This window comes from Nonomuraea sp. MG754425 (assembly GCF_021699195.1).
In the GTDB taxonomy this organism is placed as follows: Bacteria; Actinomycetota; Actinomycetes; order Streptosporangiales; family Streptosporangiaceae; genus Nonomuraea.
Map to the genome: position 1 here is coordinate 1 of NZ_SSXE01000248.1, position 12,971 is coordinate 12,971.

Sequence of the window (12,971 nt, forward strand, 5' to 3'; positions counted from 1 at the left end):
CCCATGTACAGGGCCACGAACGCGCTCAGCCCGACGTACACGACCGAGCGGAAGACGATCACCAGCGTCAGCCGGGTGAACGCCGGCCAGTCGTCCCGGCCGGAGCCGGGCACGGCCGCGCGCGCCGCGCCGCCGTCACCGGACAGCGCCCTGATCGCCGGCAGCGTCACGATCGCGCCCAGCACCGCCGGCAGCGCCAGCAGCGGCGAGGCCCCCAGCCCCCACCCCGCCAGCAGCGGCGTCACCAGCACCGGCGCCGTCGCGAAACCGAGCGTCCCGCCCATCGAGAACCAGCTCATCCGCACGTGGCTGCCGGCGCTGGCGGCCCTGGCCAGGCGGGCCGACTCCGGGTGGTAGGCGGCCACCCCCAGCCCGGACAGCGCCGCGGCCAGCCACGTCAGCACATACGAGTCCGTCAGCCCGCTGACCGCCACCCCCGTCCCGGCCACGATCATGCTCACCGGGATCAGCCACGGCATGCGCCGCCGGTCCGTCAGCACGCCGAACAGCGGCTGCACGATCGACGACAGCAGCGTGGCGGCCAGCACGATGCCGGAGACGGCGACGTACCCGTAGCCGCGCCCGGCCACCAGGAACGGCACGAGGGCGGGGACCGCGCCCTGGTAGAAGTCCACGGTGGCGTGACCGGCGGCGAGCATGGGGATCCTGTTCACGCCTCGATCCTGTCCCGGTGCGAAATGGCCCGCTTCCGATAAAATGCCAATCCATGACGGGAATCCGCCACCTGTCCGAAGCCCCCACCGGCCGCCGCGCCCTCGCCCCCGGCGCGGGCATCGACGCGCACCGGCACGACACCCACCAGATCGTCCACGCCTGCCGCGGCGTCATCTCGGTCACCACCGGCGCGGGCACCTGGGTCGCCCCCGCCAACCGCGCCATCTGGGTGCCCGCCGGCACCGTCCACGAGCACCGCGCCCACGGCGACACCGACCTGCGCCTCGTGGGGCTCACGGACAACCCGCTCGGGCTGGACCGGCCGGCGGTGCTGACCGTCGGCCCGCTGCTGCGCGAGCTGATCGTCGCCTACACCGGAGACGCCGCGATCACCGGCGACGGTGAGCGGGCGCGGCTGCTGGCGGTGCTGCTCGACCAGCTCAGGAGCGCTCCCGAGCAACCGCTGCACCTGCCCACAGCGCGCGATCCCCGGCTCGCCGCGGTCTGCGCCGCCCTGCACCGCGACCCGGCCGACGACAGCACCCTGGCGCGGTTCGCCGCGCTGGCCGGCACCAGCGACCGCACGCTGGCCCGCCTGTGCCGCTCCGAGCTGGGCATGACCTTCCCCCAGTGGCGCACCCAGCTCCGCCTCCACCACGCCCTGCTGCTGCTCGCCGACGGCCTGCCGGTGACGGCCGTCGCGCACCGGTGCGGATGGGCCTCGGCGAGCGCGTTCATCGACGTGTTCAGGAGGGCGTTCGGGTACACCCCCGGCCGGCTGCGGCGGTCCTGAGCCGCCGGCTTTACATTGTAGATTCGCTACAATCGGATTCCGTGAGCACATCGAAGGGCAAGGGCGGCACTCCGGCCACCATGGCGCTGACCAAGGCCGAGGCGGAGTTCACGCTCCACCCGTACGAGCACGATTCCGCCGCCCAGGCCTATGGCGAGGAGGCCGCCGACGCGCTCGGCGTGCCGTACGAGCGGATCTTCAAGACGCTGGTCGCGGAGGTCGAGGGCGGGCTGGCCGTGGCGGTCGTGCCGGTGGCGGGCAAGCTCGACCTCAAGGCCCTGGCCGGCGCGCTCGGCGGCAAGCGGGCCGCGATGGCCGACGCGGCGAAGGTCGAGCGCGTCACGGGGTACGTCGTCGGCGGCATCAGCCCGCTCGGGCAGCGCAAGCGGTTGCCGACGGTGGTCGACTCGTCGGCGCTCGGCTTCGAGACGATCTACTTCTCGGCGGGCAGGCGGGGGCTGCAGATCGAGACCGCGCCCGGCAACCTCATCGCGCTCACCCAGGCGGTCACCGCGCCCATCGGCAAGAGCGGCTGAGAGCCCGGCGGGGGCGGCGCGAACACCACCCCCGGCCTCCCCCGCTGCTCACCACCCCGCGCCTGTCGCGGGGACCGTCAGCGTCTCACCACCCGCGCCTGTCGCGACGACCGCCGGCGTCTCACCACCGGCGTCTCACCACCGGCGCCCGCCGCGGCGCTCCTCGGCCGCCCGGCCGTGGCGGCGGCGGCCCGGCGACCAGTCTCCCCGGTCCCGGTGGACCCGGCCCCGCCCGGGCGGCTCCAGCCCGCGGTCAGGACTCAGGGAAGACGGCCACTCCACCGTCGGCGCGCCCGGGCTATGCCCGCGCAGCCACTCGAACAGCCGCCGGTGCCGCCGCCCGAACGGATGGTCGCCGCGCCTCTTCTTGCGCTCCTCCTCGGCCAGCGCCTTCTCCAGCCCCGGCGTGTGCCCGCCGCCGAAGCGCGACATGTCCGGCCGGGGGAAGCCGCGCGGCTCCATCCGCCGCAGCGCGCCGCGCATCGAGTCCACCCAGATCGGCCCCGGCAGCGAGGCCCCCTGCACCGACCCGTAGTACTGGTCGCCGATCTGCACCCCCGTCAGCGGGAAGCGGTAGGAGCCGCGGATGTCCCCCACGCTGACCGCCGCCGCCAGCGCCGGCGTGTAACCGGCGAACCAGGCCGAGGTGTAGCCGTTGTTGGTGCCCGTCTTGCCGGCCGCGGGACGGTCGATGCCCTGCCCCTTCATCGTGCCCTGCTCGAACACGCCCTCCAGCACGTGGTTGACCGCGTCCGCGATGGGCCGCTCGATGACCTGCTCGCACGACGGCGGCACGTGCGTGCGCTGCCCGTCCCTGCCGACGATCTCCACGATGGCCAGCGGCCGGCAGTACAGCCCCCTGCCCGCGAACGCCGCGAACGAGGCCGCCACCGTCACCGGGTCCATCTCGTTGACCCCGAGCGTGAACGTCGGCACCTCCTTCAGCGGCTCGCCGTCCGCCCTGGTGGCGCCGAGCGTCCTGGCCATGCGCACCACGTTGCAGAGCCCGACCTTGCGCTCCAGCATCATGTAGAAGATGTTCACCGACTTCCAGGTGCCGGTCTCGATGCTGTGCGGCCCGCCCTCGCCCTCGCCGCTGGCGTTGAGCACGCGGGTGTCGGGGTCGTTGACCGGACGGCCCGAGCAGTCGCGGTAGCCCTGCCCCGGCACCAGCGAGCCGGGCGTCTGGAAGCCGTCGCCGAAGCGCCAGCCCTGCTGCAACGCGGTGGCCAGGGTGAACACCTTGAACGTGGAGCCGGCCTGGAAGCCCTGCCCGCCCCCGTGCGCCACGTCGGCCGGCAGGTTGAACGTGGTCTTCGGGCCGTTCTTGCGGTTGCCGGGGTTGCGGCCGAAACGTTTGCTGGCGGCCATCGCCCTGATCCGCCCGGTACGCGGCTCCACCATGGCCTCGGCGGCCACCTCGGTGTCCTCGGGCGAGACGCGCTGGCGGATGGCCCGTTCGGCGGCCCGCTGCGCGATGGGGTCGAGGCTGGTCCTGATCGTCAGGCCGCCTCTGGCCATCCTGGTCTGGCGCTCGCGCGCGGTGTTGCCGAAGACGGGGTTCGACAGCAGCTCGCGCTGCACGTACAGGCAGTAGAACGGGTACTTGCTCTGCGCGCAGCCGCCGGGCTCGGGGCGCAGCCGGATGTCCAGCGGCGCGGCCTTGGCCTGGGCCGCCTCCTGCTGGGTGATCTGCTTGAGGCCGGCCATGCGGTCGAGCACGAGGTCGCGGCGCGTCCTGAGCCGCGCGCGGTGCGACTGCCCGAGCGAGGGGTCGGTCGAGTACGGCATGCGCACCGCCCCCGCCAGCGTGGCCGCCTGGGTCAGCGTGAGCTGGGCGGCCGAGGTGGAGAAGAACCGTCGGGCCGCCGCCTCCACCCCGTGCGCGCCGGCGCCGAAGTAGGCGATGTTCAGGTACCGCTCCAGGATCTCGTCCTTGCGGTACTTCTTCTCCAGGGCCAGCGCGTACCGCAGCTCGGTGATCTTGCGGGCCAGGTTCGGGGCCCGCGCCCGGTCGCGTTCGGCGTCGCTGCGCGCGCTCTCCACCAGGATGTTCTTGACGAGCTGCTGGGTCAGGGAGGAGCCGCCCTGCCGGATGCCGCCCGCCTGGGTGTTGGTGAGCAGCGCGCGGAAGGTGCCCCGGACGTCGAGGCCGCCGTGCTCGTAGAAGCGGGCGTCCTCGATGGCGACGATGGCCTTGCGCATCACGGGGGCGACCGAGCCGAGCCGGACGGCCGTCCTGTTGGCCTCGTAGAACTGGGCGAACGGCCGGCCGTCCTTGTCCAGCAGCCTGGTCACCTGGGCGAGCGGCTCCTCGCGGGGGGCGGGCGGCAACTCCACGAAGGTGTTCGTGACGCTCTTCGCCGCGAGGCCGCCACCGGTCACCAGCGGCGCGGCCAGGGCGCCCGCCAGCACCCCGCCGAGCGCCCCGGCCACCCCGAGCGCCACGACGGATCTGAGTACGGTCACGTCAGATGGTCTGCGACGTCCCGATCGTCGGCAAACGCCCGCTTCCGACCTCTTTACCGTTGGCGAGTGATGTTCAGACCGAGTGACACGAACTGCTCGAACGGCCGGTGGTAGCCGCGCTCGATGTGGTGCACGCCGCGCAGCGTGGACGACCCGTCGGCCACCGCCGCCGCCAGCACCGCCGAGAACCCGGCCCGGATGTCGGGCAGCGTCACGTCGGCGCCCCTGAGCCTGGACACGCCGCGCACGACGGCCGAGTGACGGGCGTTGGTGTCGTGGTAGCGGCAGGCGGGCCCGCCGAGGCACTGGTCGAACACCTCGATCTCGCAGCCCATCTTCTGCAGCGCGGGCACGTACACCAGGCGGTTCTCGAAGACCGTCTCGTGCAGCACCGACATGCCCTGGCTCTGCGTGAACAGCACCATGAGCGGCGTCTGCCAGTCGGTCATGAACCCGGGGTGGGTGTCGGTCTGCACGGCCGCCGAGCGCAGGCCCTCGGGGGGCGCGGTGGCGCACAGGTACTCGTCGTTGATGTCGAACCGGGCCCCCATCCTGGCCAGCGTGGTGATCGCGGTGACCAGGCGGTCCTGCGGGCAGCCGTGCACGCGTACCTCGCCCTGGGTGACCAGCCCCGCCGCCAGGTACGAGAACGCCTCGATGCGGTCGCCGGTCAGCCAGGTGGAGGCGCCGCGCAGCCGTTCGACGCCCTCGATGACGATCCTGCGGTCGGGCGACAGCTCGATCCTGGCCCCCATCCGCTGCAGGAACAGCGCCAGCTCGACCACCTCGGGCTCCATGGCGGCGTTCTTCAGCACGGTCTTGCCCTCGGCCAGCACCGCCGACATCAGCACCGTCTCCGTGGCCCCCACGCTCGGGTACGGCAGTTCGAGGCGGGTGCCGTTGAGGCGTCTGGCCTTGGCGAAGATGCCGGACTCGCCCACCTCCACCTCCGCGCCCATCGAGCGCAGGGCCTCCACGTGGAAGTTCACCGGCCGCCGCCCGATCGGGTCGCCGCCGACCAGCGGCACGAACGCCTCCCCCGCCAGGTGCAGCAGCGGGCCGAGCATGAGGATCGGAATGCGGTTGAGGCCGGTGAACGCGTCGGGGACCCGGGGCACGATCTCCGCGCCCTTCTCGATCCTGATCTCAGTGCCGGAGATCTCGACGTGGATGCCGAGCGCCCGCAGCATCTCGGCCGTGATGCCCACCTCGCCCACCTCGGGGGCGTTGTGGATGCTGCTCTCGCCGTTGCCGAGCATGGCCGCGACCATGTGCTTGGACACGCCGTTCTTCGAACCGCGCACTTCGACGTCTCCCCGGAGCGGGCCGGAGGGTTCAATCAGCCAGGACTCTTCTGCAATCACGGAGTGAGCCTAACCGGGGGATACCATCGAGCTGATTCGGACGTACATGTGAGGGGGAGTGGCGTGACGAGGGAAGTACGCGCATTTGCGGTAACTGTCCTCACACTCGCCGCTCTCGGGGTCGCGGCCGGACTGCTCTGGTCAGGTCTGACACCGCGGGCGCCGTACCAGGTCACCGAGCGCGGCACGATCCTGGCCGACCCGACCACGCAGGCGCTGATCGCCGCCGACGGCTGGTTCGCGGTGATCACGGGCGGGCTGGGGCTGCTGTGCGGCGGGGTCGCCTGGTTCGCGGCGCGGCAGTGGATGCTGCCGGTGCTGATCGGGTTGTGCGCGGGCGGGGTGCTGGCCGCGTTCCTGACGTTGTGGACCGGGTCCACGTTCACGCTCGGGGCCGTCACGGTGGAGGCGTCCGCGGTGCCCGGGGCGAAGATCGTCCCGGGCGCGCTGAAGCTGACCGCCAACGGCGTGCTGGTGTCCTGGCCGCTGCTGGCCGTGGGGTTCTTCGGGCTGCTCGAAGGCATGCACGGCTACCGGGAGTCGCCGCTCCGGCAGCCGTACGGCGGCATGGGGCCGATCTGACCGCCCGCCCTAGAGGGACGGCCGGCGCGAGCCGTGTCCGGTCGCCTGCTCGAAGGCGCGCGCCACGCGCAGCACCCTGGCGTCCTCGAACGGCCTGCCCACGATCTGCACCCCCACCGGCAGCCCGTCGTCGGTGAACCCCGCCGGCACCGAGGCGGCCGGCGAGTGCAGCACGCTGATCCAGTACGCCGAGCGCATCCACGACAGGTAGTCGGGCAGCCGCTCACCGTTGATCTCGCTGACGTGCGGCTGCTCCACCGGGAACGGCGGCACCTGGCTGACCGGCGCGATCAGCACGTCGTAGGTGTCGAAGAAGGCGGCCATGCGCTGGTAGAGGTCGCTGCGCGCCTTCTCGGCCCTGGCCAGGTCGGCCCCGGTGACCTGGCGGCCCTGCTCGACGTTCCAGGCCGTGTTGGGGCCGAGCCCGCTCTTGTCGCCGTGGACGAGCAGGTAGTTCCACGCCCGGTAGGTCCGGAACGCGTCCTCGGCCCCGGTCAGGTCCAGCTCGACCAGCTCCACGCGGGCGCCGAGCCGCTCGAACACCCCGGGCGCCGTGGCGGTCACCGCCGCCGTCCGCGGATCGACGGGCAGCCCGCCCAGGTCGGGGCTCCACGCCACGCGCAGCCCCGCCACCCCCTCCTCCGGCTCGGGCGCGAACACCTCCTTGATCGCGTACGGCGACCGCCGGTCGAACCCGGCGACGGCCCCGAGCATCAGCGTCGCGTCCTCGACCGTCCTGGCCATCGGCCCGGAGACGGCCAGCGTGTACCAGGCGGCGACGTCGGAGACGCCGGGCACCCGGCCGGGCGTGGGCCGCAGGCCGACCACGTTGCAGAAGGAGGCCGGGTTGCGCAGGGAGCCGCCCATGTCGGAGCCGTCGGCCAGCGGGATCATGCCGCTGGCCAGCGCGGCGGCGGCCCCTCCGCTGCTGCCGCCGGCGGACTTGGACAGGTCGTAGGGGTTCCTGGTCGCACCGAACACCTCGTTGACGGTGTGGGAGCCGGTGCCGAATTCCGGGGTGTTGGTCTTGCCCACGGTGACGGCCCCGGCCGCGCGCAGCCGCCGGACGATCAGGTCGTCCTGGTCGGGCACGTGGCCGGCGAACAGCGGCGACCCGTACGTGGTCCGGATCCCGGCGGTGTCGACGAGGTCCTTGTGCGCGACCGGCACGCCGTGCAGCGCTCCGGCCGTCCCGTCGGCCGGCAGCGCGTGGTCGGCGGCCTTGGCCGCCTCCATGGCCCGCTCGGCGACGAGGGTGACGATGGCGTTGACTCGGGGGTTGACCTCTTCGATGCGGTCGAGGTGGGCCTGGAGGACCTCCACGGCGCTCACCTGACGGGTCCGGATGAGGCGGGCCAGTTCGGTCGCGGTCACGTAGTGCAGTTCGCTCACGTCTGCGATCCTGCCCCACGCGCGCCGCGACGGCCATCGCCCCGGGCCGGCCGGGGATCATGTCGCGCGGACGGCCCTGGCCGGCCCGCCCGCGCGGACCGGCGCGCCGCGGCCCCCGCGCTCAGCGGCGCCGATATCCTCGATGCTCACACTGGGTAATCAAGGAGTCACCGGGTGCGGACGCAGACCGACGAGGGATACACGCACGCGCTGGGCAACCGCCAGGTCCAGATGATCGCCATCGGCGGGGCCATCGGCGTGGGCCTGTTCCTGGGCGCCGGAGGCCGCCTCGCCGCCGCGGGCCCCGCGCTCGTGCTCTCCTACGCCGCCGCCGGGATAGCCGCCTTCTTCGTCATGCGGGCGCTCGGCGAACTCGTGCTCTACCGCCCCGCGTCGGGCTCGTTCGTCGAGTACGCCGGCGAGTTCATCGGCCCGTGGGCGGCCTTCGCCAGCGGCTGGATGTACTGGATCAACTGGGCCTTCACCGGCATCGCCGAACTGACCGCGATCGCCGCCTACGTCCACTACTGGGCCCCGGCCTTCCCCGAGTGGCTCACGGCGCTCATCACGCTCGGCTTCGTCATGGCGGTCAACCTGCTGTCGGTGCGCCTGTTCGGCGAACTGGAGTTCTGGTTCGCCATGCTCAAGGTGCTGGCCATCACCATCTTCCTGGTCGTGGGCCTGGTGCTGGTGGTGTTCGCGGTCGGCGGCGCGAGCCCCGGCAACCTGGTCGCGCACGGCGGGCTCTTCCCGACCGGGTTCCCGATGGTGCTGATGAGCCTGCAGTCGGTGGTGTTCGCCTACGCCTCGATCGAGCTGGTCGGCATCGCGGCGGGCGAGACGGCCAAGCCGCGCGAGGTCATGCCGCGGGCCATCAACGGCGTGGTGTGGCGGATCGCGATCTTCTACGTGGGCTCGGTGCTGCTGCTGGCCATGGTCCTGCCGTGGACCGCCTACCGCGCGGGCGTCTCGCCGTTCGTGACGGTCTTCTCCGGCCTCGGCGTCCCGTGGGCGGCCGACGCGATGAACCTCGTCGTGATCACCGCGGCGCTGTCGTCCTGCAACTCCGGCCTGTACGCCACGGGCCGCATCCTGCGCTCGATGGCCATGAAGCGCGAGGCGCCCCGGTTCGCCGGGACGCTCAGCTCCCGGCACGTGCCGATCGGCGGCGTGCTGTTCACCGCGATCATGTTCCTGTCCGGGGTGGCGCTGTTCTACTTCCTGCCCGAGCGGGCCTTCAACATCGCCACCGCCGTGGCGTCGCTGGGGGTGGTCAGCACCTGGGGCGTGCTGGTGTACTGCCAGACCCGGCTGCGCCGCACCGGGCACCGCTCCGCGTTCCCGATGCCCGGCTCGCCGTACACCAACTGGGCCACGCTGGGCTTCCTCGCGCTGGTGGTGCTGCTGATGCCGTTCGCCGACGAGGACCAGCGGGTGGCCTTCTACCTCAGCCCGGTCCTGGTCGGCGGCATCGCCCTGGGGTGGGCGGCCGTGTGCCGGCGGCGCGCCCGCGTGCTGGCCCCGGCCGCCCCCGTCTCCTCGCCGGAATCCGGCTGAGCCGCGTCCGCGTACGCGCTCTGACCCTCCGGACACGCCCGCGCCGATCTACGGCTGGGTAGTCTCGATGGCGCCAGCACAGGAGTCGCCGCTCGGGGAGGTCGCACTGGACGGGGCGAGAAGGAAGATCGTCCAGACGGCGGCGGCGGTCGCGATCGGCGTCGCGCTGGCCGTGGCCTGCCTGCCGCTGGGCGTCTACCGGAGCCTGGCCTGCGCCGTGCTCGACGCGGGCTGTCCCACCGGCTCCGCGCCGCGCGGCGAGTTACCGCGAGTGACCCCGCTGACGCCGGTGCAGGTCGCCCAGGGCGGCGGGTACGTCGCGCTCGGCGACTCCTACTCCTCCGGCGAGGGGGTGTGGTCGCTGGACCAGGCGCCGGTCAACGACGGGGCCGGCCGCTGCCACCGCTCGACGGGCTCGTACGTGCCGCTGGTCGCCGAGGCGTTCGAGTTCGGCGGCGGCACCGCCTTCTACGCCTGCAGCGGCGCCACCACCCGCGAGCTCCTGTCGGGCCAGCACGGCCAGCCGCCCCAGATCACCCGTGTGAGCGCCGGCACCAGCCTGGTGACCCTCAGCATCGGGGGCAACGACGCCGGCTTCAGCAAGGTGCTCACCGGCTGCATCGTCAAGCTCCCGTGGTCGTCGGCCTGCGTCGACCAGGACGCCGCGGTCGGCCGGCGCATCGAGGAGCTGCGGACGAGCATGCTCGAGGTGCTCAGGGAAGTGCGCGTGCGCGCGCCGCAGGCCCGCGTCATCGTGCTCGGCTACCCGCGCCCGTTCCCCCAGGACCCGGTGGAGGACGTCGACAACCTGAGCGCGGCCGACCAGCGCTGGCTGAACGGCGTGGCCCGGCGGCTCAACGACACGGTCGGCTCGGTGGTGGCGGACTTCGACCGGGCCATCGCGGCGTTCGGCGCGCCGGGCAGCGCCGAGTACATCGACGCCTACGACGCGTTCGCGGGCCACGAGGTGGGCCGGCCGCGCCCGTTCCTGAACGGGCTGGCCGTGGACATGGACGAGCTGCAGGTCAACGCGCGCAGCTACCACCCGACGGGCGACGGCTACCGCCGCTTCGCGGAGCTGATCACCAAGCAGGTGGCCGACGGACCCGGCCGTCCGATGCACAACGTGCGGGTCACCGGCGCGAGCGCTCCTCAGCCAGGTGCAGCCCCGCCTCGATGACGGCGTTCATGATGGCCGAGAGCCGCGACTCGCCGAGCGCGGGCGCGCGCACGGCCATCCGGGCCACGACGTCGCGCTCCCTGCCCAGGTCGCGCCCGGCGAACCCGCCGACCGGCTTGAGCCGTTGCACGACGCCGGCCAGTTCGGCCCGCCGGGCCAGCAGGGTGGCCAGCGCGGCGTCCACCCGGTCGATCGCCTGCCGGCACCCGGGCAGCGTGTCGGGCCGCTCGTCGCGCAGCAGCGCGCCGACGACCGTCACGGCCTCCTCGGCGACCCGCCGCCCGGCAGCCGAACCCGGGACCGATCCCACGGCTGGGCCCGCGCCGATGACGAGCCCGTCGGCCCCGGCCGCGACGGCAGCGGCCGACAGGCCGAGGTCGGCGGAGACGTCCACCAGCGCCGGACGGCCCGAGGCGGCCCGAGCGGCCCGCACGAGCGCCAGATCGGGACGGCCGCCCGCCTCGCAGAGGATCACCCGCCCGTCGCCCTCGGCCGCACAGTAGGCGGCCAGCCCCAGCCACTCCTCCATCGAGGCCGCGGGCCGGCGCTCGACGACCACCGGCAGCCCGAGGCCGGCCGCGGCGCGGACGAGGGGGATGTCGCGCGTCCACGACGCCCCCACCACCACGGCCTCGGCCTGCTCGGCGATCGCGGGCAGATCGGCCGCCGTGGCCGGCTCCACGAGCGTGGCGCCCTCCCGTGGCAGCGCGCGCGGGCCGGTGCGCAGGCTCACCCGGCCGCCGATCACCACGGCGGGCCCCGCGCCCACGAGGAGGTCGCCCACGGCGATCACGTGTCGTTCCAAGGTCGATGACATTCCGACTCCCGTCCGGCCGGCCCTCGGAGCCGGCGGAAAAACCAAAGAGGCAGAGACGGGTGTCTCTGCCTCGTGCCGACTCCAGGAGGTCGCTAGCTCACGACCGGCTCTCCCGGAGCCGGCTCGGTAAACGCGTCGCGACGACAAGTCATATCTGAACCCTACACCCCCGCCTCGACCTGCTGGGCGGCACTTCTCGCATAGCGGACTGTCCTTCAGGCGAGTCGCCGATGATCCCTGCCCGTGAGAGTATTTCTTGGCCTAGAGGAGGGTTTGAGGCCGTTGATGTCGGATCGCAAGCAGGACGGACGCCGCATCGCCGGCCGCTACGAGCTGCAGGAACCCATCGGCAGGGGCGGAATGGGCATCGTGTGGCGAGCCTATGACGAACTGCTCGATCGCACGGTCGCGGTCAAGGAGGTCAGGTACGCCGCCGCGCTGGGCGAAGAGGTGCAGTTGCTCAACCGGCGCACCATGCGCGAGGCGAGGGCGGCGGCGAGGTTCGAGCACCCCAACGTGATCGTCGTGCACGACGTGATCGAGGAGGACGACCGGCCCTGGATCGTCATGCAGCTCGTCCCGTCACGCTCCCTGGGCACCGTGATCAAGCAGGACGGGCCGCTGCCGCCGAAGCGGGTGGTGGAGATCGGCCTGGCCATGCTCGACGCGCTGCACCGCGCCCACGAGGCGGGCGTGCTGCACCGCGACGTCAAGCCCGAGAACGTGCTGCTGGCCCACGACGGCCGCGTCGTGCTCACCGACTTCGGCATCGCCACGCTCGAGACCGAGACACAGCTCACCGTGACCGGCCTGGCGGGCACGCCGGCGTTCATCGCGCCCGAGCGGCTCAAGGGGCTGCCCGCGCGCCGCGAGTCCGACCTGTGGTCGCTGGGCGCCACGCTGTACACGGCCGTGGAGGGCCGCTCCCCGCACGAGCGCGGGATGGCGCTGGCCACCATGCACGCCGTGCTCACCGACGAGCCCGACCCGGCCACGCACTCCGGCCCGCTCGCCGACGTGATCAGCGGCCTGCTGGTCAAGGAGCCGGTGCAGCGGCTGTCGTACGAGGAGACGCAGCGCATGCTGCGCCGCTCCCTGGCCCAGATGAACGCCGAACTGCTCGCGCCGCCGCTGCCTGATCCCGGCCCGCCGCCCACCGCGCAGTTCCCCGCCGCGCAGGAGCTGCGCGTGCCGCCCCCGGCCGAGCCGCAGCGCCCCGCCGCGCCGCCGGCCAAGCCGAAGCGGCCGGGCCCGGCCAAGGCCAGGCGCCCGTACGCGCCCGTCGAGGACGACACCCCGACGGACCCGAACCTGCGCGCCGCGGCCGCCGCCCCGGCCCTGCAGGAGGCCATGCCGGAGACCGGCACGCGCATCCCCCGCACGCAGGCGGCGCAGCCCCCGCGCGCCCCCGCCGAGTCCACGACGGACGCGGCCAGGCCGGAGCAGCGCCGCGCCGGCGTGATCATCGCGGCGGCGGTGGCGGTCCTGCTGGTGGCGGGCGTGGGCGGCTTCCTCGGCCTGCGCTCGGCCCCCGACGAGGACCCCGGGCAGGACACCGGCGCGCACGCGGCGGCCGTCACGGCGAGCACGCAGTCGTCGCCCGACG

The 12,971-nt window shown here is 73.3% G+C and carries 10 protein-coding genes and 1 pseudogene; 6 read left to right on the plus strand and 5 right to left on the minus strand.

Annotated features, from left to right (window positions below; translation table 11 throughout):
* A pseudogene (locus FAF44_RS47680) lies at positions 1–674 on the minus strand (MFS transporter); the annotation flags it as partial.
* A 53-nt stretch (positions 675–727) separates the two neighbouring features.
* On the opposite strand from FAF44_RS47680, the gene FAF44_RS47685 reads away from it, so the two are divergent.
* Together FAF44_RS47685 and ybaK are read left to right on the plus strand one after the other, a co-directional pair.
* Entirely contained in the window at positions 728–1,468 is a 741-nt protein-coding gene (locus tag FAF44_RS47685) for a helix-turn-helix transcriptional regulator (protein ID WP_237110083.1), read from the plus strand.
* Positions 1,469–1,548: 80 nt separating this feature from the next.
* Entirely contained in the window at positions 1,549–2,004 is a 456-nt protein-coding gene (gene ybaK / locus FAF44_RS47690; protein ID WP_237110092.1) for a Cys-tRNA(Pro) deacylase, read from the plus strand.
* Between the two features lie 135 nt (positions 2,005–2,139).
* Here the strand turns inward: ybaK and FAF44_RS47695 are convergent, their stop codons facing one another.
* Together FAF44_RS47695 and murA are read right to left on the minus strand one after the other, a co-directional pair.
* Positions 2,140–4,473: a transglycosylase domain-containing protein gene (locus tag FAF44_RS47695; protein ID WP_237110084.1), complete on the minus strand. Its 2,334-nt coding sequence runs from the start codon at positions 4,471–4,473 to the stop codon at positions 2,140–2,142.
* Between the two features lie 53 nt (positions 4,474–4,526).
* Complete coding sequence (gene murA, locus FAF44_RS47700; RefSeq protein ID WP_308193526.1) at positions 4,527–5,837, minus strand: UDP-N-acetylglucosamine 1-carboxyvinyltransferase; 1,311 nt, start codon at positions 5,835–5,837, stop codon at positions 4,527–4,529.
* Positions 5,838–5,900: 63 nt separating this feature from the next.
* Between murA and FAF44_RS47705 the strand changes: the two genes are divergently transcribed.
* Positions 5,901–6,419 carry a hypothetical protein gene (locus tag FAF44_RS47705; RefSeq protein ID WP_237110086.1) on the plus strand — a complete coding sequence of 173 codons (519 nt, stop codon included), beginning with the start codon at positions 5,901–5,903 and terminating at the stop codon, positions 6,417–6,419.
* A gap of 9 nt (positions 6,420–6,428) precedes the next feature.
* On the opposite strand, the gene FAF44_RS47710 is transcribed toward FAF44_RS47705, so the two are convergent.
* The gene (locus tag FAF44_RS47710) at positions 6,429–7,811 is read right to left on the minus strand and encodes an amidase (protein WP_237110087.1); all 1,383 of its coding nucleotides are present in this window, start codon (positions 7,809–7,811) and stop codon (positions 6,429–6,431) included.
* 174 nt (positions 7,812–7,985) lie between these two features.
* Here FAF44_RS47710 and FAF44_RS47715 point away from each other — a divergent pair, with 174 nt between their 5' ends.
* Both FAF44_RS47715 and FAF44_RS47720 read left to right on the plus strand, forming a co-directional pair.
* Positions 7,986–9,368 (plus strand): amino acid permease, encoded by a 1,383-nt coding sequence (locus tag FAF44_RS47715; RefSeq protein ID WP_237110088.1) that lies wholly within the window; start codon positions 7,986–7,988, stop codon positions 9,366–9,368.
* A 67-nt stretch (positions 9,369–9,435) separates the two neighbouring features.
* Positions 9,436–10,548 carry an SGNH/GDSL hydrolase family protein gene (locus tag FAF44_RS47720; protein WP_237110089.1) on the plus strand — a complete coding sequence of 371 codons (1,113 nt, stop codon included), beginning with the start codon at positions 9,436–9,438 and terminating at the stop codon, positions 10,546–10,548.
* Here the strand turns inward: FAF44_RS47720 and FAF44_RS47725 are convergent.
* Positions 10,502–11,365: a chorismate mutase gene (locus FAF44_RS47725; protein WP_237110090.1), complete on the minus strand. Its 864-nt coding sequence runs from the start codon at positions 11,363–11,365 to the stop codon at positions 10,502–10,504. The genes FAF44_RS47720 and FAF44_RS47725 overlap by 47 nt on opposite strands.
* Positions 11,366–11,650: 285 nt before the next feature.
* Between FAF44_RS47725 and FAF44_RS47730 the strand changes: the two genes are divergently transcribed.
* Positions 11,651–12,971, plus strand: a 1,321-nt coding sequence (locus FAF44_RS47730) for a serine/threonine-protein kinase (protein WP_237110091.1), incomplete at its 3' end; no start/stop codon positions are given.

Bases quoted from the DNA above. Each gene is read 5' to 3' on its own strand.
- FAF44_RS47725 (WP_237110090.1), bottom strand. From the start codon at position 11,365: ATGTCATCGACCTTGGAACGACACGTGATCGCCGTGGGCGACCTCCTC.
- ybaK (WP_237110092.1), top strand. From the start codon at position 1,549: ATGGCGCTGACCAAGGCCGAGGCGGAGTTCACGCTCCACCCGTACGAG.
- FAF44_RS47720 (WP_237110089.1), top strand. From the start codon at position 9,436: ATGGCGCCAGCACAGGAGTCGCCGCTCGGGGAGGTCGCACTGGACGGG.
- FAF44_RS47685 (WP_237110083.1), top strand. From the start codon at position 728: ATGACGGGAATCCGCCACCTGTCCGAAGCCCCCACCGGCCGCCGCGCC.